Annotated in this window: 19 protein-coding genes; 12 read left to right on the top strand and 7 right to left on the bottom strand. The window is 49.4% G+C overall.

From position 1 onward, the window contains the following. Positions 1-2 precede the first annotated feature (2 nt). The 5 genes from nqrE to KGF88_RS07430 are packed head-to-tail and all read left to right on the top strand — an operon-like array spanning position 3 to position 5,385. A complete protein-coding gene (gene nqrE, locus KGF88_RS07450; RefSeq protein ID WP_153825850.1) occupies positions 3-611 on the top strand; it encodes an NADH:ubiquinone reductase (Na(+)-transporting) subunit E in 609 nt (202 codons plus the stop codon). A gap of 46 nt (positions 612-657) precedes the next feature. Continuing rightward, the gene (gene nqrF / locus KGF88_RS07445) at positions 658-1,899 is read left to right on the top strand and encodes an NADH:ubiquinone reductase (Na(+)-transporting) subunit F (protein ID WP_153825849.1); all 1,242 of its coding nucleotides are present in this window, start codon (positions 658-660) and stop codon (positions 1,897-1,899) included. A 50-nt stretch (positions 1,900-1,949) separates the two neighbouring features. Continuing rightward, positions 1,950-2,972 (top strand): FAD:protein FMN transferase, encoded by a 1,023-nt coding sequence (locus tag KGF88_RS07440; RefSeq protein ID WP_153825848.1) that lies wholly within the window; start codon positions 1,950-1,952, stop codon positions 2,970-2,972. Positions 2,973-2,986: 14 nt separating this feature from the next. Further along, on the top strand, positions 2,987-3,235 hold the full coding sequence (nqrM, locus tag KGF88_RS07435; RefSeq protein WP_153825847.1) for a (Na+)-NQR maturation NqrM: 249 nt from the start codon (positions 2,987-2,989) through the stop codon (positions 3,233-3,235). Between the two features lie 38 nt (positions 3,236-3,273). Next, positions 3,274-5,385, top strand: a complete 2,112-nt coding sequence (locus KGF88_RS07430) for an aminotransferase class V-fold PLP-dependent enzyme (protein WP_153825846.1) — start codon at positions 3,274-3,276, stop codon at positions 5,383-5,385. 71 nt (positions 5,386-5,456) lie between these two features. Here the strand turns inward: KGF88_RS07430 and KGF88_RS07425 are convergent, their stop codons facing one another. The 3 genes from KGF88_RS07425 to KGF88_RS07415 all read right to left on the bottom strand — a co-directional run bounded on the left by KGF88_RS07425 (position 5,457) and on the right by KGF88_RS07415 (position 9,585). Further along, positions 5,457-6,428: a WD40/YVTN/BNR-like repeat-containing protein gene (locus KGF88_RS07425; protein WP_153825845.1), complete on the bottom strand. Its 972-nt coding sequence runs from the start codon at positions 6,426-6,428 to the stop codon at positions 5,457-5,459. A 103-nt stretch (positions 6,429-6,531) separates the two neighbouring features. Next, positions 6,532-8,799 carry a heavy metal translocating P-type ATPase gene (locus tag KGF88_RS07420; protein ID WP_153825844.1) on the bottom strand — a complete coding sequence of 756 codons (2,268 nt, stop codon included), beginning with the start codon at positions 8,797-8,799 and terminating at the stop codon, positions 6,532-6,534. A 48-nt stretch (positions 8,800-8,847) separates the two neighbouring features. Continuing rightward, positions 8,848-9,585, bottom strand: a complete 738-nt coding sequence (locus tag KGF88_RS07415; protein ID WP_153825995.1) for a YciK family oxidoreductase — start codon at positions 9,583-9,585, stop codon at positions 8,848-8,850. Positions 9,586-9,836: 251 nt separating this feature from the next. Between KGF88_RS07415 and KGF88_RS07410 the strand changes: the two genes are divergently transcribed. The 4 genes from KGF88_RS07410 (at position 9,837) to KGF88_RS07395 (ending at position 14,855) form a co-directional block, all read left to right on the top strand. Continuing rightward, the gene (locus KGF88_RS07410) at positions 9,837-12,296 is read left to right on the top strand and encodes a VolA/Pla-1 family phospholipase (protein WP_153825843.1); all 2,460 of its coding nucleotides are present in this window, start codon (positions 9,837-9,839) and stop codon (positions 12,294-12,296) included. A gap of 71 nt (positions 12,297-12,367) precedes the next feature. After that, a complete protein-coding gene (gene sohB / locus KGF88_RS07405) occupies positions 12,368-13,366 on the top strand; it encodes a protease SohB (protein ID WP_153825842.1) in 999 nt (332 codons plus the stop codon). Positions 13,367-13,428: 62 nt separating this feature from the next. Beyond that, positions 13,429-14,010, top strand: coding sequence for a DNA endonuclease SmrA (gene smrA / locus KGF88_RS07400; RefSeq protein ID WP_153825841.1), 582 nt, complete (start codon positions 13,429-13,431; stop codon positions 14,008-14,010). Positions 14,011-14,123: 113 nt separating this feature from the next. After that, entirely contained in the window at positions 14,124-14,855 is a 732-nt protein-coding gene (locus KGF88_RS07395; RefSeq protein ID WP_153825840.1) for a hypothetical protein, read from the top strand. 106 nt (positions 14,856-14,961) lie between these two features. Here KGF88_RS07395 and KGF88_RS07390 read toward each other — a convergent pair whose 3' ends face one another. Next, positions 14,962-16,251 carry a dicarboxylate/amino acid:cation symporter gene (locus KGF88_RS07390; RefSeq protein WP_110074872.1) on the bottom strand — a complete coding sequence of 430 codons (1,290 nt, stop codon included), beginning with the start codon at positions 16,249-16,251 and terminating at the stop codon, positions 14,962-14,964. A 310-nt stretch (positions 16,252-16,561) separates the two neighbouring features. Here KGF88_RS07390 and KGF88_RS07385 point away from each other — a divergent pair, with 310 nt between their 5' ends. After that, positions 16,562-18,280, top strand: coding sequence for a GNAT family N-acyltransferase (locus tag KGF88_RS07385; RefSeq protein WP_153825839.1), 1,719 nt, complete (start codon positions 16,562-16,564; stop codon positions 18,278-18,280). Between the two features lie 65 nt (positions 18,281-18,345). Here the strand turns inward: KGF88_RS07385 and KGF88_RS07380 are convergent, their stop codons facing one another. Continuing rightward, entirely contained in the window at positions 18,346-18,942 is a 597-nt protein-coding gene (locus KGF88_RS07380; RefSeq protein WP_153825838.1) for a Yip1 family protein, read from the bottom strand. 158 nt (positions 18,943-19,100) lie between these two features. Here KGF88_RS07380 and miaE point away from each other — a divergent pair, with 158 nt between their 5' ends. After that, on the top strand, positions 19,101-19,856 hold the full coding sequence (miaE, locus tag KGF88_RS07375; protein WP_153825837.1) for a tRNA isopentenyl-2-thiomethyl-A-37 hydroxylase MiaE: 756 nt from the start codon (positions 19,101-19,103) through the stop codon (positions 19,854-19,856). Here miaE and lpxH read toward each other — a convergent pair. Next, positions 19,853-20,593 carry a UDP-2,3-diacylglucosamine diphosphatase gene (gene lpxH / locus KGF88_RS07370; RefSeq protein WP_153825836.1) on the bottom strand — a complete coding sequence of 247 codons (741 nt, stop codon included), beginning with the start codon at positions 20,591-20,593 and terminating at the stop codon, positions 19,853-19,855. The two genes, miaE and lpxH, sit on opposite strands and share 4 nt — an antisense overlap. A gap of 12 nt (positions 20,594-20,605) precedes the next feature. Beyond that, positions 20,606-21,115, bottom strand: coding sequence for a peptidylprolyl isomerase (locus KGF88_RS07365; protein ID WP_153825835.1), 510 nt, complete (start codon positions 21,113-21,115; stop codon positions 20,606-20,608). A 167-nt stretch (positions 21,116-21,282) separates the two neighbouring features. Here KGF88_RS07365 and cysS point away from each other — a divergent pair, with 167 nt between their 5' ends. Continuing rightward, positions 21,283-22,662, top strand: a complete 1,380-nt coding sequence (gene cysS / locus KGF88_RS07360) for a cysteine--tRNA ligase (RefSeq protein WP_153825834.1) — start codon at positions 21,283-21,285, stop codon at positions 22,660-22,662. Positions 22,663-22,682 lie beyond the last annotated feature (20 nt).

Raw genomic sequence — 22,682 nt, 5'->3', positions numbered from 1 at the left:
CCATGGAAGCTTATATCAGTTTATTTATTAAATCGATTTTCGTTGAAAACTTAGCGTTATCGTTCTTCCTAGGTATGTGTACTTTCTTGGCAGTATCAAAGAAAGTAACCACAGCTTTTGGTTTGGGCGTTGCAGTAATCGTTGTACTGGGCATTTCAGTACCGGTGAATAACTTGGTTTACCACAACATTTTGGCGCCGGGTGCGTTAGATTGGGCTGGTTTCCCTGATGCAGACTTGAGTTTCTTGCGTTTCTTAACCTTTATCGGCGTTATTGCAGCGTTGGTACAGATTTTGGAAATGGCATTAGACAAATACGTACCAGCTTTGTACAACGCGTTAGGTATCTTCTTACCTTTGATTACCGTGAACTGCGCTATCTTTGGTGGTGTGTCCTTCATGGTTGAGCGTGATTATAACTTCACTGAAAGTGTGGTTTACGGTATCGGTAGCGGTATCGGCTGGGCCCTTGCCATTGTTGCCTTGGCAGCAGTGCGTGAGAAACTGAAATACGCCGATGTACCAGATGGTTTACGCGGTTTAGGTATTACCTTTATTTCAGTTGGTCTGATTGGATTGGGCTTTATGTCATTCTCTGGCGTATCCCTGTAACAAGCACCGGTAACGATAACAACGGATTAACAAGAGGTACGAGTCGATGCAAGGGCAAGATTTAACACTTATAGCGCTCGGCGTAGGCATGTTTACCTTGATTGTATTAATTTTAGTGGCGGTGATCATGGTCGCCAAATCAAAATTAGTGCCTCAGGGTGATGTCGAGATTTTAATTAATGATGACGAAGACAAGAAGATTACCACGCAGCCAGGTACTAAATTATTAGGCGCCTTAGCTAATGCTGGTATCTTCGTATCGTCAGCTTGTGGTGGTGGTGGTTCATGTGGCCAATGCCGCGTGATTATCAAAGAGGGTGGCGGTGATATTCTGCCTACCGAACGTGATCACATTAACCGCAAAGAAGCTCGTGAAGGCTGCCGTTTATCGTGTCAGGTAAACGTGAAGCAAGATATGAAAATCGAGCTTCCAGAAGAAGTGTTTGGTATTCGCAAGTGGGATTGTACGGTTAAGTCTAACAACAACGTAGCCACCTTCATCAAAGAGTTTGTGGTGCAGTTGCCAGAAGGCGAAGAAGTACCTTTCCGCGCCGGTGGTTATATTCAGATCGAATGTCCACCGCATCACGTGAAATTTAAAGACTTCGAGATTGAAGATAAATTCCGTGGTGACTGGGAACACTTTGGCTTCTTTAACTTAGAATCTAAAGTTGACGAAGAGACCATTCGTGCTTACTCGATGGCGAACTACCCAGATGAGAAAGGCATTATCATGTTGAACGTGCGTATCGCTACGCCTCCGCCACGTGATATGAGCTTACCGCCAGGCAAAATGTCATCGTACATTTTCAGCTTGAAAGCTGGCGACAAAGTAACGATTTCTGGTCCATTTGGTGAATTCTTTGCTAAGGACACCAAAGCAGAAATGGTGTTTGTTGGTGGTGGTGCTGGTATGGCGCCGATGCGTTCACACATCTTTGACCAATTACGTCGTCTGAAAACCGACCGTAAGATGACTTTCTGGTACGGTGCACGTTCTAAGAAAGAAATGTTCTACGTGGAAGATTTCGACATGTTGGCGCGTGAAAACGACAACTTTGAATGGCATGTGGCCTTGTCTGACCCACAACCAGAAGATAACTGGGAAGGTTACACCGGCTTTATCCATAACGTGTTGTACGAAAACTATCTGAAGGATCATGATGCGCCTGAAGATTGTGAGTTCTACATGTGTGGACCACCGATGATGAACGCAGCAGTTATTAAAATGCTCAAAGATTTGGGCGTAGAAGATGAAAACATCCTATTGGATGACTTTGGTGGCTAAGCTTGGCTTAGCCCCTTTAATAGCCTGATTTAAAGGTGGAAAAGAGCCTGATGAAAACAACCCGTTCATCAATGCTACGAGTTTGGCTAGCCCTAGTGGGGCTAGCCTTTTTCGTTTCTTGTACCCATGCGCCGCAACAATTGGCGGTGTCTGGTAAGACGATGGGGACGACCTATCACATCTCTTATGTTACGGCGAATCCGCAGCATAGCCCTGAACAAGTGAAGCAACGAGTGGATGCGGTGCTGGAGCAAGTAAACAGCCAGATGTCGACTTACGACCCGCAATCGGAACTATCGTTGTTTAATAGCCGTCAAACGACAGAGCCGGTGGTTATTTCGCGGTCGTTAGAAACTGTGATTCGACGCGCGCTAGAAATTGCCAATGAAACCGATGGCGTACTTGATGTTACGGTCGGGCCATTAGTTAATCTATGGGGCTTTGGGCCACTGGCTAAGCCAGAGCGTAAGCCCACAGAGGCCGAGCTGCAAGCGATGTTAGAGGAGGTGGGGTATCAGCATGTTCATGTTGAAAACCACCAGTTACGTAAAGCTAAGCCCGAGATTTATATTGATTTATCGACCATTGCCAAGGGCTATGGCGTGGATCGCGTCGCAGTATTGTTGGAGCAGATGGAAATCACCAATTATCTCGTTGAGATTGGTGGTGAGATGCGCACGCGTGGCACTAAGCCAGGTAATCAACCTTGGCGCATTGCAATAGAAAAGCCGGTCACTTCTGAGCGCAGCGTGCAACGGGTGATTGAGCCGGGCGATGCAGGTATCGCAACTTCTGGTGATTATCGTAATTACTACGAAGAAGATGGTGTGCGTTATTCGCATATTATCGATCCGCGTACCGGCTATCCTATTCAACATAATTTGGTGTCGGTTACCGTGGTAGCGCCCACCAGTATGGATGCCGACGCCTATGCGACTGCATTGACGGTGATGGGGCCAGAACGAGCGTTAGCCTTTGCCGAGCAAAAGGGCTTGGCGGTGTTACTAATTAGCCGCGAGGCCGAAGGCTTTAAAGAAGAAAGCAGTACTGCATTTAAGCAGTATCAGCAGTAACCGAAGGGGGTAGTATGGGAGTGTTTTTAGCAGTATTCGGCATCATGCTAGTAGTGGTGTTAGCCATGTCGGTTGGGTTTATTGCCCAGCGTAAAACCATTTCGGGAAGTTGTGGTGGCATTTCTGCCTTAGGTATGGATAAAGCTTGTGACTGCAAAGACCCTTGTGACGAGCGCAAGGCCAAGATAGCTGCTGAAGAAAAGGCCGCCGCAAAACGTGCAGCCAAAGAAAAACTTTGGCAAGATAACCGTATAGATTCGTAAAGGTGCAAGTTTTAAAATCTAATTAAGGGAGTAGTACCATGGTAACACCGGTTCAGATTAAGCCGAAAACGGCAGAAATTTACCTCGATTGCAACGCAACGACGCCGGTGTTACCGCAAATTGCTCAGGCCGTTCGGCACGTGATGGAGCATGTCTTTGGAAACCCCAGCAGTAGTCATATCACTGGGCTGCAAGCACGTTATATTCTCGATAGTACCCGCCGGCTAGGACGCCAGCTAGTTGGCGCAGGGCTTGGCCGTTTTATTTTCACCAGCGGTGCTACCGAAGGCATTCAAACAGCGGTGTTATCGGCCCTTACGCATGCTAGAAATACCGATCATGGTCAGCGTTGTTGGCTTTTGTACGGAGCTACTGAGCACAAAGCGGTGCCGCAAGCGCTCGAGCACTGGAACAATATTTTACGTTTGAATGCCGAGCTCAAAGCTATTCCGGTTAACCGTCAAGGTCTGTTAGATCTAGACTTTATTGCCGAGCATGTAGGCGCAGCCCACATGATTTGTACCATGGCTGCCAACAACGAAACTGGTGTACAACAAGATTTAGCCCAGTTAGAACAAGTGATCCGTAGCAATAACCCAACCATTCCTTGGATGGTGGATTGCGTGCAGGCCTTGGGTAAGTTAAAGCTAGAATTAGCACAAACCAGCATCGATTATGCTCCTTTTAGTGGCCACAAGTTGTACGGCCCCAAAGGCATCGGCTTTTTATACGTGCGCCAAGCAGCGCCATTTACGCCCCTGATTATTGGTGGTGGACAAGAGCAAGGACAGCGGTCTGGAACGGAGAACCTACCGGGCATTGCCGCTTTACATGCGCTGTTTGAGTTATTGCTTAACGATCAACAGCAAGTTTTTAAATCGACCGCAACCCTTTGTGAGTATCGGGACCAATTATTAGCTGCGTTAAAGCAGGCCTTTCCTACCCTAGAGCTGAATCACGATTTTGATTTGAGCCTGCCTACCACGCTTAATTTTTCGGTACGTGGCATGGCATCACGCGACATCATGGATGTATTTGATGCGGCTAACATTCGAGTCAGTTCAGGTTCGGCCTGCAGCTCAGGTGTCACTCGTAGCTTTGTGTTAGATGCCATGGGGCTTGAAGATTGGCGCTCATGTTCAGCGATTCGATTATCCTTTGGGCCAGCCACCGAAGCTGCCACCATCAAGGCCGCGTGTGAGCGGATTCAAACGGCGGCTCATGCCTTACGCCAGTCATGCTTATTGATTGCAGATACCAGTGAAGATATTGATTCTAATCTGGATGGTGTGGTGCAACTAAGGTTTGGCAATCAGTGCTGCTATTTATTGATTGATAAAGCCGCCAAAGAAATGGTGGTTATCGACCCCTTGCCTGAATTAGCCGAGCGGATCGAACGGTTGGTGGCTTGCCAGCATTATTGTGTGAAGGCGGTGCTCACCACTGAGCCACAGCCGGCTAATAGCCCCGCGGCGATGTTAGCCCAATTACTGAGTTGTGAGGTAGCGCAAGCGGACCTTGATGCCGTGGGTTGGCCGCAGGCATACAACGGTGGCTGTGATGTGCCATTGGGCTGCGCCGCCACGGTAGAGGGCTGCTTAGCTGTAGGACAGCGCCGCCTGTTTCGCGTGGGCACGCGCCAACCGGTGTATTTGTTAAGCTCGCCGCTTACTACGGACGCTCCTGCAGAAGTAGACTTTGCCTTTATCGGTGACATTCAGCAGCCAGAACTGATTCGCTCGATGGTACATGACAACACCTTGTTGTTAAGCCGGGCCGATGATGATTTTCGTATCACTCAGCGCTGGTGCGAATTAGCTGGTCATTGCGTTAACTGTGAGTTAGTGGATGTTGATCTAGAAGCTCAGCAAGAGTGGCTCAGCAAGCCCGATACCTTGGTGATTGATGTACGTGAGCAGCAAGAATTTGCAGTGAGTGACTTGGGTTTAGCGGCCGAGGTAATCAACGTGCCGTTAACGCGTTTGGCGCAGTTCATTTATGAGCACCGTGAAAGCTATCAGCAGCGGCCGATTGTCTGTGTCTGTCGCTCTGGGCATCGCAGTGCTGTGGCAGCTCGGGTGCTGGCTCGGCTTGGGTTTAGCCAAGTCAGCCATCTAAATGGCGGCACCGCCTTGTTACTGGCCAGCTAAAGTTAAGTTGGCCGGTGCTAAAGCCGGCATTTTGGGGTGAAAATTTTGGCGTGAAAGTTATTTGATAAAAGCTATTGGCCAAAAGTAACTTTTGCGAGGTAGCCGTCTTTTCCTACCAGATAACAGCTGTTAGTGCTGCAGGCGCTATTCCAAATATTGGCTTCGGCGAGGGTCTGCCAAGCATCTCTGCTGCTATTGAGTAACGCCGCACCGGTGGGGTTGGTGACCAGGATGCTGCCATCATTGCGCACCGTTAGGCTATACAAGGCGCCGCTCAATGGTGGCTCGATTAGGGTGGTAAACTGGTCGTCTTTATACTCTACCAAGCGTGGTTTCGCATCGGCATGGTTCAAGCTGCCGCCAGCCAACAGGATATGCTTTTCGCTAAACGGCCAAACACTGGCAATGCCAGCACTAGGGCCTGCCGGTAACGGCGTATCGATAGCTTTAAAGCGAATGCCAAAATTACGTTTAACCAGCAAGCGGGCAGTGTTGCCGTTGGCAGTACCAATCGCCCAAATGCCATTGTTGTGACGTAAACAGCCACCACTTGCAGCTAGGCCACCTTCATCGGAAAGCGGTTGGGTATCAACCATGTTGCTGGCGGTAAGCCAGTTGCGACCGTCTACACTGCGCACCATGTTCCAACGGTTTTCTACCGTGTCACCATAAACCCAAGCTTCGTTGGTGGCGGATAGCGCCATACAATTGAGAAATTGATTACCGCCCGCGCGATAGCGCAATTGCCAATTACGGCCACCGTTGCTGGTGTAATAGATACGCGAATCGCCATTATTGCCAATGCTTAACGCATACGCATGGTTGGCATCGAGGGCCTCAATATCACGAAATTGGAGATTCTGGGTGGCCGGCTGAAAATACTCCCAGGTCTCGCCAGCATCACTACTGCGAGCAATATGCGAGTTCGAACCGCTTAGCCAAATCACATCAGGGTTAGGAACACTAACACCAATCCAATTCACGTCAGCTTTCGTGGGAATCAGGGTCAGGCTTGCTGCCAAAGTAAGTGCGCTTAACATCATGAATAACTTAACCTATTGTTCTGTAGCATCAATTGTCGCTGACCTTAGCAGCAACTCGTGCTCGGGTATCAGACGTTAGTGGTTACCATAGCACGGAACTGGGTTAGGAGTTCAATCGTAACTTTTGCAACCTTAACGCATTTAATACGACAGAGACTGAACTTAACGCCATAGCGCCACCTGCTAACCAAGGTGCGAGTAGGCCAGAGGCCGCAATCGGTATTCCTAACGTGTTATACGCAAAGGCCCAGAATAAGTTTTGTCGGATGTTACCCACGGTTTTTTCGCTAATCTCTAAGGCGTGTAGCAACGAGCGTAAATCGGCCCGCATCAGGGCAATATCCGCGGTTTCTAGAGCAACGTCGGTACCTGTGCCCATGGCAATGCCAACGTTAGCAGTCGCCAAAGCCGGCGCATCATTAATACCATCACCCACCATGGCCACGATGTCGCCCTGTTGCTGCAACTCAGCGACGGCAGCAGCTTTGTGTTCAGGTAAGACATTAGCGCGGACCTCGGTGATTCCTACTTGGGCCGCAATCGCAGCGGCGGTGCGTTGGTTGTCACCGGTTAACATCACCACTTTTAAGCCGCGCTGTTGTAGTGCTGCAATAGCCTCGGCTGCATGCTCGCGCACGGTATCTGCTACGGCGACAATACCTACCAGCTGTTTATCCCAGCTAATTAACATGGCAGTTTTGCCTTGCTCTTCTAATTCTTGTTGGCGCGCACTCCAAGCGTCACTTTCAATATTGTGCTCGCGCATTAAACGCAAGTTACCAATCTGTAAGTGATGGCTGGTTGATGGTTGCTCAGCGTCAGTATCAGTGTGCACAAGTTGCACTTGCGCTGATACACCGCGCCCGGTATGGGCGGTAAAATCTGTTAATTGCACCATCTTGGCGGTGCTAGAATCAACCTCAATACCAGTCGCAATCGCTTGCGCTAGTGGGTGCTCAGATTGTACTTCAAGCGCTTGCACTGCGGCGCGTAACTGCTCTGGCGTGAGTTCTTGGATGCCTTTGAGATCGATTTCTAAATCCGTAAGAGTGGGGGTGCCAGCGGTGATAGTGCCCGTTTTGTCCAGCACCACAGTGGTAACACTATGGGTGATTTCTAACACATCACTTTGCTTGAACAAGATGCCCATTTGCGCGGCGCGGCCAGAGCCAGCCATAATCGATGTTGGCGTGGCCAAACCCAGAGCGCACGGGCAAGCAATCACTAACACGGCGACAGTCGCCTCTAAGGCACTGCGATAGTCGCCCGGTGCCAGCCATAACAGCCAGACCAAGAACGTCATTAAAGCAATAACTAAGACCACAGGTACAAAGATGGCCGACACTTTATCGGCAAGCCGTTGAATGGGCGCTTTGGAGTTTTGTGCTTGCTCGACAATAGCGATGATTTGCGCCAGCGCCGAGTCTTTTCCTAACTTGCTGACTTTAGCTTTAACAAAGCCTTGTTTGTTAATAGAGCCGGCCACCAAGGTATCGCCGGGTTGCTTGTCGGCGGGCACACTTTCACCGGTAAGCATGGCTTCGTCAACGCTGGTGGTGCCTTCAATCACTTCGCTGTCAGCCGGAATCTGTTGGCCGGGTTTAATGTGAATAATATCCCCGACCACCAGTTCGGCAATGGGCGTCAGCTTGGCTGAACCATCGGCTTGCTGGCGTAGGGCATGCTTAGGTTGTAGTTGCAGCAACTGCTTAATGGCTGCCGAAGATTGGCCTTTGGCACGGGCTTCAAACCATTTACCGAGTAAAATAAGCGTGATAAGTACCGCACTGGTTTCAAAATAGAGCCCTTGATGAGCTGCCATAGCGCCTTCGGTGAGCGCTAAGTAGACGCTGTAAAAATAGGCAGCTGAGGTACCTAGTGCGACCAACACATCCATATTAGCAGCACCGGCGCGCAGGGCGGTGTAACTCCCCTTGTAAAACTGCCAGCCAATAATAAACTGCACGGGCGTAGCCAGCGCCATCTGTACCCACGGGTTCATCAACCAAGCCGGCACATAGATGCCGGCAGTAAAACTAAAGTGGCCCACCATGGTGTACAGCAGCGGCGCCGATAACAGAGCGGCAGCAACAAACTTGTACCATTGCTGACGCTGTGCTCGCTGTCGTGGGTCGGCTGCGGGAGTTGCGCTTTGGTGGTCAATCAGGGCTGCATCATACCCAGCTTGCTGTACCGCAGCTACTAGCCCGTCTGCGTTGTTGTTGGTGCTAGTAACTGCGGCTACTTCATTAGCAAAGTTAACATTCACCGAGGTAACCCCAGGTACCTCTTGTAGTGCACGTTCGATACTACGAGCGCAGCCGGCGCAACTCATACCACTTAGTTGTAACTGGAAGGTCTGGGTTGCCATAGGAATCTCCTGCAAATTGCTTAAAGTTATCTCATGCTAGTGCTGTTGTTACTGAGCATTCACCGACTGGTTGGTGATACCTATACTATCGTCGGCCATGAAGTAAACATAAGTTGGCATTAACTGCTCAGCAGTTTTGAGTTTGCTGGCATCTTCAGCCGGATAGGCTTTTGAGCGCATGGTGGTGCGCGTTGCGCCCGGATTAATCACATTAACGCGAACGTGGGTGCCTTCATACTCATCGGCCATTACTTGGGCTAAACCTTCGGTAGCAAATTTGCTCACTGCATAAGGGCCCCAAAACGCGCGGCCTTGGCGACCAACACCCGACGAAGTAAAGACAATGCTCGGCTGTGCAGCGCGTTTTAACGCTGGCATCAAGGCTTGAGTAAGCATGAATTGGGCGGTGACATTGATTTGCATGATCTCGTTCCAAGAATCATGATCGATGTGCTCAAACGGCGACAATACACCCAAGACGCCAGCGTTGTGGAGCAAACCATCTAATTTGCCAAATTGCTCAACGATAGTAGCATTTAAGCCCTGATAGTGAGTTTTTGTGGCGCCTTTTAAATCCAACGGCACAATGGCGGGCTCTGGACCACCCGCGGCAACAATCTCATCATACACAGCTTCAAGTTTTTTGACCGTGCGGCCCAATAAAATAACGGTAGCACCACAGCTTGCAAAGGTTTTTGCCGCAGTACGGCCAATGCCGTCGCCAGCCCCGGTCACAAGAATGGTTTTACCTGCTAAAGTATCTTTGTTGAACGAGTAATTATGCATTGCAGTCATTTTATGCTTACACTTATGTTGATGTAGAAAGCTGCAAGTGTACTGTTTTTTGCTATGATTCTCAGCAGCTGGATAGAATAATATTAAAAATACTTTTAAGTTTGGCCGTAGCAGTGTATAAAATTTTGTTAATTGATATGTCTTGTCGTACCAGTTTAAAAAGGCGATGATAGGCAAGACCAATAAAAAGCATCTGCAGGTGCTCAATACATAACAACACGAACAAGGATTGGGGAAGCCTCATGAAAAAACTCTTGCTTGTAACAGCGATCGGTAGCGCACTCAGCTTAGTTGGCTGCGGTGGTGGCGATGACGCACCAGAGTCGGTCGTTACAGAATACCAAGTAGCAGCAACACGCGCTGTATTTGACCCATCTAATGGGCAGGTACCGGTGCCGTCGAATATTTTATTAAGTGGTACTGTTGATGGTACGTTAAATATCCCAGTCGCAGATCCTACCGATGGTGGTAACCCGCAAGTAGCTATCAACGGTTTGGACGGTTGGGGGACTCACTCCACGTTAACCTTTAGCTTCTCGTTACCGAAAGATGCCAATGGCAATGACGTGACCGTGGATAGCAGCTCACTAGAAGCGCCAGGTGCGGTGCGGATGTTTGAAGCCGTGATGGGCGGGACTGCGGTGAACGAAACCTGTGCTGCTGCTAACCCTGCTGCTACCTGTGCCGTTGCTGCTGAATTAACCTATGGCGTGGATTATATCGTACGTGCCACCGGCCCGGCTGGTGTTGCCGTGATTCCACTAAAACCATGGAAACCAAAAACCGGTTATTTAGCTATTTTAACCGATAACATCACCGACTCCTTGGGCCGCTCAGTGAAGCCGTCACAAACTTACGGTTTGATGAAACGCAACGTTGAAACCGATCCTGTCTCAGGGGATGCTTCTGCGCTGAGCTTGCAAGGTTTGATTAACAGCCATGAAAACGCATTGGCGGCCGCTGGTGTGGATAAAGACAGCATCATTTATGCGTCAAGTTTTACCACCCAGTCTACTGATGATGCCTTCCATATGGTGAAAACCATGATGGCGGCACAGTTTGCACAGTCTGCCCAAGTAGGCTTGCCGAGCCCGAACATTTTAGGCGCACCTTTGGGTGTGAGCGTTGCCGATTTCCTCGTTAGCAATGGTATGTTGGAGCCTGATCCAACGAGCCTAGCTTACTTAGCCGCAACTGCTGCTAACATGTATCAAGCGCAAGTGAGCTTGCCTTATTTTTCACCGTTACCCACGGCTGAAAATCCACAAGCGCCACTGCAAGGTCGCTGGCAGGCAAAATGTGATAGCGGTGTTTCTGTCTTAGGCGCTATTCAAGCCGGTGCAATCGACCCAATGAACACCCCTAGTATCAATCCAGCATGGTTAGCTGGTGGTGCTAGTACCTTCATCCCAGCTTGGGTACAACAGTGTTTGTTGGCAACAGACCCAGCAGTCATTGCCAGCATGGACTTCCCTGGCGTAGATACTGAGCGCCATGTCACCAAATACAACCCAGTACCTGCGGTGCAAGGCAATCAAACTATTGGTGCGATAGTGACTGTACCTAACCCAGCGGCGGCGGCTCCAGTTCGTGCAGCCTTAGGTTTAGGTGAGTTGACCATGCCAGAAGGCGGTTGGCCAGTAGTGATTTTCCAACACGGTATTACCGCAGATAAAGGCAGTGCTTTAGGGATTGCTGGTACCTTAGCCGTAGCAGGTTTTGCTACCGTAGCTATCGACCATCCGCTGCATGGTGATCGTGGCTTCGGTCCGATCAACGCAACCAGCGGCAAAGGCCCAGCAACTGCGTACATGAACTTGGGTAGCTTGCTAACTACGCGTGATAACTTACGTCAATCGATCTCTGATATGTTAGGTTTACGCTTAAGCTTAAATGCTAACAACCTAGGCATTGATGGTACAAACGCTTACTTTGTTGGCCACTCGCTAGGTGCTATCACTGGGACACCATTTACGGCATTAGCTAATTCACCGCTAAGCGGCGACCTTGCCCCTTATTCTTCATGGTTTGAAGTACAAGGCAGCAGCTTGATGGCACCGGGTGCGAGTATCGCGAACTTCTTGTTAGGTTCACCGAGCTTTGGCCCAGTGATTAAGAGCCAGTTATTGTATTCACAAAGTCCTGATTTTGCGGCGGCAGTGAATGCAGCGGCAGAAGGTGCTGGTATTGCGCCAACAGATCCACAGTTCCAAGGCTTGTTAATTCAAGTGTATAACGGTTTCTGGGGACAGTTGAGTGCAGCTGAGCAAGCTGAAATTAACGGTGTGTTTGAGCAGTTTGCCTTTGCCGCACAAACAGTGGTTGATTCAGCCGACCCAATTAACTACGCAGCGGCAGTACGTGCTACTGAAAGCCCAATTCACTTGATTGAAGTGGTAGGTAACGGTAGTGATGTATTACCAGACCAAGTTGTGCCTAACACAGTTGCTGGTAAGCCATTAGCTGGTACTGAAGCACTGATCAGTGCGCTCCAGTTAGCTACCATTACTGAAACCACGGTAGGTGCCGATGGTTCATCAGTATCTGGTGCGGTGCGCTTTACCGCCGGTGACCACGGCTCTATCGTTAGCCCAGCAGCTTCGGCTGAGGCAACCTTAGAGATGCAAACCCAAGCAGCTTTCTGGTTTGCTAACGGTACTAGCGTATTGCCAATTACAGACCCGTCTGTGATTAAGCAATAAGCGTCATCTGTTTATGCCGAAGGCCGCTGCAACTCAGCGGCCTTTTTGTTATCTGAAGGAGTATGACAATCATGTGGGATTTTTTACTAGATGTGGCTAGTTTTGTCGCCAAAGCGGCGGTGATTGCCTTTGTCGCATTGCTGATCATTGGCGCCATTGCCCAAGCCGTACAAAAGCAAAAGCCACGTAAAGGGCAACTGTTGGTGGATAAGTTGTCGGAGGATTTACGCGATGGCGTGCAGCAATTGCAGTTAGATCTGTTAGATAAGAAGCAACGTAAAAAGGTTAAGAAAGATTTAAAGAAGCAGCACAAGCAGCAGGCCGGCGAGCCGCGTAAGCGCTTATTTGTGATTGACTTTAATGGCTCTATGGATGCGCGAGAAGTAGATTCTTTAAAGCGTGAAGTGAACGCTATCGTGTCGGTTGCGCAACCGGGCGAACAAGTATTGGTTCGCCTAGAAAGTGGCGGTGGAGTGGTGCACGGTTACGGGTTAGGCGCAGCCCAGTTACAGCGCCTGCGTGAGGCGGAACTTGAAGTGATTGTAAGTGTCGACAAAGTAGCGGCCAGCGGTGGTTATATGATGGCGGCCGTTGCGCATAAGATTCAAGCAGCCCCCTTTGCTATCATTGGCTCGATTGGGGTGTTGGCGCAAATGCCGAACTTTCATCGTTGGCTAAAAAAGCATGACGTGGATTTTGAACAAGTCACTGCTGGCGAATACAAACGTACCCTGACTATTTTTGGTGAGAATACCGATGCTGGGCGCGACAAATTTAAAGATGAATTAGAAAATATTCATCGTCAATTCAAAGCCCATATTAGTCAGTATCGGCCGCAAATTGATATTGAAAAAGTAGCTACCGGCGAGTATTGGACTGCCCAAGAAGCTATAAATTATGGCTTAGTTGACGAGTTAACTACTAGCGATGGTTGGTTGCTAGCGCATCGTGATAGTCACGATATGTTCTTGGTGCGCTATGTTACTAAGAAAAACCTAGGCGAGCGCATGGGGCGCAACGTCAGTGCCTTGTTGTTGCAACTTAAAAACTTGGTGGGGCGGCAAGGTTAAGTCAAAAGGTTAAGTAACAAAGGTTAAGTAATAAAGGTAAGTTAAAAGCAAAAGAGGTGACCATGAAAGACCGCGATGAATTTGAGCTGTTTCGCCGTGAAATGACAGGTGTCACCCCGTTAGCGGGTGCTGATGTAGCGGACGTGAAAACTGCGTTTACGCCTACGTTGGCGCAATTAGAGCGGCGTAAAGCAGCCGAAGCGCAGTTGGAAGAGGATATTAATTTTCTCTCAACGGAATATGTTGAGCTGGTGGAGCCCCTTGATCTCATTAGCTTTCAGCGCAACGGTGTGCAGCACGGCGTGTATAAAAGATTGCGCTTAGGGCAGTACCCGATTGAGGCGAGTTTAAATTTACACGAGCATACTCTAAAGCAGGCGCGCCAAGCATTGTTCGAGTTTGTGCAAGACTGTCATCGCAGTGGCGTGCGCTCTGGGCTGATTATTCATGGACAAGGCAAGCACAGTAAGCCGCATCCGGCATTAATCAAAAGCTATGTGAATAAATGGCTACGTGAACTTGAGCCAGTGATAGCGTTTCATAGTGCGCAACGTCATCATGGCGGTACCGGCGCTGTTTATATTATGCTGCGCAAGAATGCTGAGCAAAAGCAACTTAACCGAGAGCGACATCAGCGCCGCTAGTGTCTCAGAAGTGCTGCAGAAGTGCTGCAAAAGAGCCACTAACGTGCCGCACAAGCGTGCATTAGGGCGTCTTATAAGCTCACTAGGGCGCTAAGATGCAAAAGGAGTAGGGAATGGTAGGAGTAACAATAGTACGAGCAACAATGGCGCGCTGGCTTACAGTGGCGCTAGTAAGTACTGGATTAGGTGTTGGGCTAACTGGTGGCGGCGCCTTAGCGGCTGAGCAAACTTGGTCAGAACGCTTGGCGCAAGAGCTACAACAGCGCGCTGATACTCACTTTGATGCAGATTTTAGCTATGCCGAGTTAGATCTCAACACTCTGTTGGGTGAAATCAGCGCTCGGGAGATTAGTTTATCCAGCCGTGTTAACGAGTTGGATGCGGGTCTTAACCAAGTTCTGCGTGCCGGTCGTTTGTTGGTCCGTGGCGATTGGCTGACGCAACAACGCAACCATCTACAGGTAGACGAAGTGATTGTTGCTGATGCCCAGCTAACCATCGCTTATTATGGTAAAGGCCAGTCTAATCTGCATGCGCTCTTGACCGCCGCCAAGCAGCAACAGCGCTTACAAAGAGCATCAACGGCGCTGGTATGGAGCGTGCAGCAGGCCCAGCTTGAAAATGTGGTGGTGAACCTATTTGATCAAGGGCAGCCCCTATTAAGCGTGCGGATTGCAAGTTTGCGTTTGCCTGAGCTAAGTGCCGATGATACCGCGGATACTTACATCGCAAAATTACTATGGCCGATTGTGGAACAGGTGATGGAGCAGAGTTTACGTGGTGAATCTGATGCAGTGGTTGATGTCGCTAAACTGACGGGTTTTATTTGGCGTGAAATTAGATGAACGCAGCGGTTTAAAGAACCAGCGCAGCACGTCTGACTAGCAGCTTGTGCGCTGGCAAGTTTGAGTGATGCAGCTGAACCAGCTCAGCTGCAACCGGCGTTTGCTATCAGGACAGATTACGCTCGTCGATGTCGGCCTTGGCATCGTTAAACACATCTTCATCCAAGGCTCCTTCGCTTTTGGCCACTATCACCGATACCATGGCATCACCAGTGACGTTGACCGCGGTACGAGTCATATCGAGGAGCCGGTCGACACCAATAATCAAGCCAATTCCTTCTACCGGTAAGCCTACTTGGCCCAACACCATGGCCAGCATGATCATCCCTACGCCCGGCACGCCAGCGGTTCCGACCGAGGCTAAGGTTGCGGTGAGTACTACCATCAGGTAATCAGCCATGCTTAGGTCAACTAAATAAACCTGCGCAATAAAGACAGTGGCTACCCCTTGCATGATGGCGGTGCCATCCATGTTAATGGTCGCACCAAGAGGTACCGTGAACGAGCCGACACTGTTGTGTACGCCCAGGCGTTTGGTGACAGTTTCAAGGGTTACTGGCATGGTCGCGTTAGAGCTGGCGGTACTGAAGCCAAAAATCTGCACCTCACGCATTTTCTTCAAGAAAGTTAGCGGGCTCATGCCAGCTAATCCTTTCAGAATAATCGGATAGGTGATCAGCATGTGGATAAAGAGTACTGCTAGCACCAATAAGAAATATTTAGCTAAGCTGAAGATGGTCTCAAACGAGGTTTCTGCGAACAGTTTGGCCATCAGCGCAAACACCCCGTACGGAGCTATGTTCATCAGAATAATGACCAACTTCATGATGATTTCGTTAAAGTCTTCGAATAAGGTTTTAACTCGTTCACCCGGCTTGCCTACCAACGCCATGGCAATACCAAACAGCAGGGCAAAGACAATGATTTGCAACATGTTGCCGTTAGCGAACGCATTAAAGGGGTTGGTTGGGAAGAGATCAATAATCACTTGAGCCAGCGACGGAGCCGCTTTCGGCTCGTAGGTCGCATTGGTGTCTAGCTCAATGCCGGTGCCCGGCTGCACTAACACAGCCAACGAAATGGCTAAGGTGATGGCTATGGCGGTGGTGATTAAATAAAGACCGACAGCTTTGCCGCCTAAACGTCCCAATTTGCTAGGATCACTGAGTGAGCAAGTGCCTACCACTAACGAGACAAACACCAAAGGCACGACCAGCATCTGTAGCGAGCTGATAAAGATTTGCCCCACCACAAAGAACAATCCTTTTGATAAATAACCTTCGACCAGGGTGCTGTCTGGGAACAGTGCCTTTAGCAAAATGCCGACAATAATACCGGCAAACATGCCAATCACGATGCGGCTGGTAAGACTCAGCTTCTTGTTGTTCTCACTCATAGGAGGAATCCTGCATGTCAATCGAGATAAAAGTTGCGCTATTGTGCGCAATTAAGTGCCGTTAGCCTAGCAGAATTTATCGCACAGCTGTACCGTTTTGGTGCAAATGGCCCCGCTAACCTTGTTGCTGCTGAGCTGGTAAGGACATGTTGGTGACATATTGTTGTCATGAGGCTGACATGTGTTTGCCATGTCGCTGACATGTTGCTGACATGTTGCTGACATAGTACCGTCACGTTAACCAGCTACCTTAAGCCTCTAAAGCTGCACCTATCACCTAGGTTTCGGCCCTGCCAAAAGTGAGACGCTTATGATTCAGGTAGAACAAGTAGCTGCAACGACATTGCCCGCGGTGTATCAGCACCAGTTGCTGCAACGACCGCTGCTTTGGTGCTTACGCGGATTACTCTGCGAACAACACATACAAGAGTTTGAGCGCCGCTATCCGGCGGTACAGGGGCTTGAATTTGTTGAGCAGGTACTAGATTTTTTTAACTTTACTTATACCGCTAGAGATAACGAGCTCGATCATATTCCTAGCGATGGCCGGGTCGTTATTGTTGCTAATCATCCGATTGGCTCGCTGGATGGTTTGGCGTTATTAAAGTTAGTGAGCGCCCAGCGTGGCGATGTGAAAATTCTGGCCAACGATATGCTCGGGGCGATCGGACCACTGCAAGAGCTGATGTTTCCGGTGCGGGTGTTTAGGTCAGGCAGCAATGGCAGCGCTGGCGAGCGTGAGCGGCTAAAAAAAGTCTATCAGCACCTACAAGATGAAGGTGCTTTGATTGTATTTCCGGCCGGTGAAGTGTCGCGTTTACGCCCGCAAGGAGTGCGTGACGGCCATTGGCAAACTGGCTTTTTGAAACTAGCGCTGCGCTGTCAGGCACCAGTACTGCCGGTTTTTATTGGTGCGCATAATTCGCCTTGGTTTTATGGCGCCTCCATGTTGTATAAGCCACTTGCTACCTTGTTACTGGTGCAAGAGATGGTACGGCAGCGCTCTGGTCATATTAATTTTCGTATCGGTGAGTTGATCCCGTTAAGCTCCTTTGCTGGGGATCAACTTAGTTTACCCATGCGGGCAAAGCTGTTTCGAAAGCATGTGTATCGATTGGGTCAAGACCGTCCCGGCTTGCTGAAAAGTCAGCGTCCGATCGCTCGTAGCGAAGCGCGCGAACGCTTACAACAAGCCCTACAAGATTGCGAATGCCTTGGTGAAACTGCCGATGGTAAATCCATTTACTTGTATCGCTATCAGGGCAACTCGCCGATCATGCGCGAGCTAGGACGCCTGCGCGAGGTCGCCTTTAGAGCGGTAGATGAGGGCACAGGTAAGCGTCGTGATTTGGATAATTTTGATACTTGGTATTTGCATTTGATTCTATGGGACCCACAGGATCTTGAAATTGCAGGAGCTTATCGGTTAGGTGATACCAAGGCGATTCTTGCTCAGTATGGGGTGGCAGGGCTCTATAGCCAGACCTTATTTGAGTATCAGCCGCAATTATTGCCGTTGTTGGAGCAAGGCTTAGAGCTAGGCCGTAGCTTCGTACAGCCGCGTTATTGGGGCAAACGTAGTTTGGATTATTTATGGCAAGGGATTGGCGCTTTGTTGCGACGTCATCCTGAATATCGCTATTTGTTTGGGCCAGTGACCATGAGCGCCAGTTTGCCCAAGCTAGCCCAAGATGCCATGGTGCAGTTTTTTACCGAACAATTTCCGGACCCTGATGGCTTAGCGGTGCCGCGCACTCCTTATCAAGCCCTTGAACGTCCGCTGCCGCCGCCCAGCGGGGATTATTTGCAAGATTTCACCCATTTAAAGCATCATTTGGCGCACCAGGGCGTCGCTATCCCAACCTTGTACAAACAATATGCGGACCTTTGCGAACCGGGTGGGGTAAGGTTTATTGGATTTAATGTGGATGCTGACTTTGCGGATGCTGTGGATGGCTTGGTGTGGGTGGATATTACGCGATTAAAACCGGGAAAAAAGGCGCGGTACTTATCTGGTTCTAGTCAATAACCAGTAAATAAATCCGCGCCAGTTACTTCAATATCAAGCTTACTTTCAACATTTACTACAGGGGATTACATGTACTGCGGGCCAAAACCATTGGTCCATACGATGGCCGAAGTTACCATCAAAATAACCAAGAGAATCAATCCGGCAGTGACTACTGAGCTGGCATAGATAAAGCCACGCTCTTCAGGGATGTGCATTAAAATAGGTACCCCTGAATACAGCAGATACACTGAATAGGCGATACCCGCTAAAAAGGCCATGGTGACGAACCACAATTCTGGATACAATGCAGCCACCCCAGACATAATAGCCGGAGTTGCCGTGTAGGCAGCAAGCTCAAGAGATTGCGTGAAGGTGGGCTCAGCACCAAAGGTTTTTGCCATCCAGTGCACCAAATAAGCTAACGCAAACACCGCAGCAATAATGCCTGCATACATGGCTACGGCCATGGTGACAGCGCTACTTTGGGTGAGATAGGTCAGCTCTCGGGCGCCGATGCTCCAGCCCAGATGCGCAGATGCATAATAGGCAGCGGCACAAGGGATAAGTGCAATTAAAAGAATGTGCGTGAGTGAAAAAGTGATGCTTTCATGCCGTTGGTCGATGGTTTTCCATTCATCAACCGGATGTGCGTATAGTCCCCAAATATGATTTAAAATCATGATATACCTCAACTTCTGTTGTTATTCTGTGGTTTTATAATTGCCCTTGACGCTTTTTTATGCGCCTTGACTTAAATATTGGTCGGTTTTTCGGCATAGTCAAGGAAATTGCATGATTTAACCCTAAAAAAAGTAGTGAAATTAAACGAGGTCTTTGTTTGGACGAATTATTGCAACCCATTCGCGGTTTTTTACACTGTGCCACGCCGGCTGCTTGGTTAGCTCAGGCCAAGCGCCCTGAGCAGTTGCCGGTGTTGTTGCTCGACCATCTGGTGTGTGAGCTGAAGGCAGCGCAATCAGCGATGTTTTTAATTCGCCGTTATGCCGTTGATGAAGCCAGCGGTGAGGCGTTGCTGCAATGGTTGAAGCCCTATGAGGATTTTACTTATCGTAAGCAAGGCGATTGGCGCAGTTTAGCTAATCGGCCCTTGAAAAAATCGATGATACCGGCGGCCCGCTCAGCTTATGGACAAGAATTGATTGATAAGATGGTGTTGCTGATTAAAGAAGAACTGCATCATTTTTATCAAGTGTTAGAAGTGATGGAGCGGCATCAGGTAGCCTACGATACCATTGGCTCGAGCCGTTATGCTCGCGGGCTGCTACGGCATGTGCGTACTTACGAGCCAGAGGCGTTAATAGACAAGCTGATTTGTGGGGCTTACATCGAGGCGCGCTCGTGTGAACGCTTTGCTTGCATAGCGCCCTATTTGCCAGCTGATATTGGTGATTTCTATATCTCGCTATTGCGTTCAGAAGCTCGGCATTATCAAGATTATCTGAGCTTGGCTGCTGCCATTGCTGGGCAAGACATCAGTGCACGGGTGCAATTCTTTGGCGAACGCGAGGCTGAATTGATTTTAACCGCCGACGAAGATTTTAAATTTCATAGCGGGGTACCGGCCGCCAGTTAGCGCAGAGGTGCAGTGTGCAATTGCAACCCTTGTGCGGTCACTGCTAACCAGCTGCCTTGTTGATACCAATCACCAAGCACAATGCGTTGTGCGAGGGCTTGGTTGGCTAGTGCCACCTGATGGATATTGGGGCGATGGGTATGCCCATGAATCAACCATTGCACTTGGTGCTGCTGCATCGCCTCGACCACGGCGTGCTGGTTGACGTCCATGATCTTAAGTTGGGCATCGGTGAGAGGTTTTTGGGTGGCGCTATTAGCGCGCAATTTGTTGGCAATCCGCATGCGCCAAGCCAACGGCAATCGCAGTAACAGCTTGGTGAGCCAAGGGTGACGAATGATCCGCCGGAACCGTTGATAGCTAACATCGTCGGTACAGAGGCTATCGCCATGCATGATTAAGGTTCGACAGCCATACAAATCAATCACGCTTGCCTCTGGCAACAAAGTAACGCCAGTGCGCTTGGCAAAGCTTGGGCCGATGAGAAAATCTCGATTGCCGGCAATAAAATAAACGGCAACCCCCTGCTGGGTTAGTTCAGCCAATGCCGCTTGAATGCTCTGAGCGAAATCACTGTTATCGTCATCGCCTATCCAAGCATCAAATAAGTCACCCAAAATATAGAGGGCATCTGCGTTGGGTGCTTGCTGGCGCAAGAACTGCAGAAACAGCGCGGTGATATCGGGCCGCGCTGGACTCAAATGAAGATCAGCAATAAACCAGGTGGTGGCTGCCATCAGTAATCGAACTTACTCAGCGATAGACACGCTTTGAATGACCACGTCGTCAACCGGCACATCTTGGTGAAAACCAGCGTGCGAGGTACGTACTTGTTCAATCGCGTGAACCACATCCATGCCGGCGACAACTTCACCGAACACACAGTAACCCCAACCACCCATGCTTTCGTTGCGGAAGTTCAAGAAGTCATTATCAGCAACGTTTATAAAAAACTGAGCGGTGGCTGAATGTGGATCTTGAGTACGCGCCATGGCGACGGTGCCTTTGTTATTTTTAACGCCATTGTTAGCTTCGTTGGCAACGGCGTCATGGGTAGGCTTTTGCACCATTTCTAGGTTAAAACCACCGCCTTGAATCATAAAACCTTTGATAACACGATGAAACAAGGTGTTGTTGTAGAAGTCTTCGCGCACGTAAGTGAGGAAGTTTGCAACGGTTTTAGGGGCTTTATCAGCAAACAAGGTGAGGGTGATATCACCGTGGTTGGTGTGCAGGGTTACCTGAGGATTGGCAGACATGAGCTACTCCAAACTAAATAAATAAACGAAACAGCAAAAATAGTCGCTGCTTTTCGGAAAAATTAACCCGCGCAGTTTAGCATTGTTTGTGGCAAGGCTGCACCTTGCGTTATGATATCAAGCTAGCATTTTTAAATTTAATTGGCCTTATACAGGAGCAGCCGTACATGTTGAAAGTTTTTAATACCTTAACCCGCCAAAAAGAGGAGTTTAAGCCCATTACTCCAGGTAAGGTAAAGCTGTACGTGTGCGGTGTAACTATTTATGACTACTGTCACATTGGCCATGCGCGCACCTATGTTGCCTTTGATGTGATTGTCAGATACCTACGAGCCCGCGGCTTTGAGGTGACCTACGTGCGCAATATCACCGATGTGGATGATAAAATCATCCGCCGCGCGCAAGAAAATAGCGAAGCAATTGCGGATGTTACCGAGCGTTACACGCAAGCCATGCATGATGACTTTGATGCACTGAACTTGTTGCGCCCAGATATTGAGCCGACGGTGACCGGCCACATGCAAGATATCATTGTGATGATTGAGCGTTTAATCGCTGACGGTCATGCCTACGTAGCTAACGATGGTGATGTGCTGTTTGATGTCAGTACCTTCAAAGAATACGGCCAACTGAGTCGGCAAAACTTAGAACAGCTGCAAGCTGGCGCGCGGGTAGATGTCGCCGATAATAAACAAGATCCTTTAGATTTTGTGTTGTGGAAACAAGCGAAAGCGAATGAGCCAAGCTGGCAGTCGCCTTGGGGGGCTGGGCGTCCGGGCTGGCATATTGAATGTTCAGCGATGAATAAACGCCATTTAGGCGAGCACTTTGATATTCATGGCGGCGGTTCTGATTTGATTTTCCCACATCATGAAAACGAAGTAGCGCAAAGCTGCTGTGCCAATCATAGCCCTTATGTGAATTACTGGATGCATAGTGGTATGGTGCAAGTAGATGAAGTGAAAATGTCGAAATCGTTGGGTAACTTTTTTACCATTCGCGATGTGTTGGCGCAGTTTGACGCCGAGACGGTACGATATTTCTTGTTATCGAGCCATTATCGCTCGCAATTGAACTATTCTAAAGACAACTTGGAGCAGGCGCGGGCCAGTTTAGAACGTCTGTATACAGCTTTACGTGATGCGCCAGAAGTAGCTGCTTCAGAGCCTGCTGCGGCAGACTTGCATGATCGCTTTTATGCAGCGATGGACGATGACTTTAATGCCCCAGAAGCCTTAGCCGTATTATTTGAATTAGCGCGCGAAGTAAACCGTGCGCTCACTGCTGGCGACAGCGCAGCGGCTGGAGCCTATGCCGCACAACTACGACAACTGGGCCAGTTGTTGGGCTTATTGACACAAACCCCAGCTGCCTTTTTGCAAGGTGCTGATGCCGACGTGGCGGAAATTGAAGCTTTGATTGCCGAGCGTAACGCGGCCCGGGCGGCTAAAGATTGGGCCAGAGCCGATGCCGCCCGCGACAAGTTGGCAGCCATGCAGATTGAATTAGAAGATACCGCCACCGGCACCCGCTGGCGTCGCGGTTAACTCACTCACAGACAACGAGG

This window comes from Idiomarina loihiensis, assembly GCF_024584785.1.
In the GTDB taxonomy this organism is placed as follows: Bacteria; Pseudomonadota; Gammaproteobacteria; order Enterobacterales; family Alteromonadaceae; genus Pseudidiomarina; species Pseudidiomarina fusca.
The sequence above is the reverse complement of the archived record's forward strand: the minus strand, read 5'-3'. Positions and strand labels throughout refer to the sequence as shown.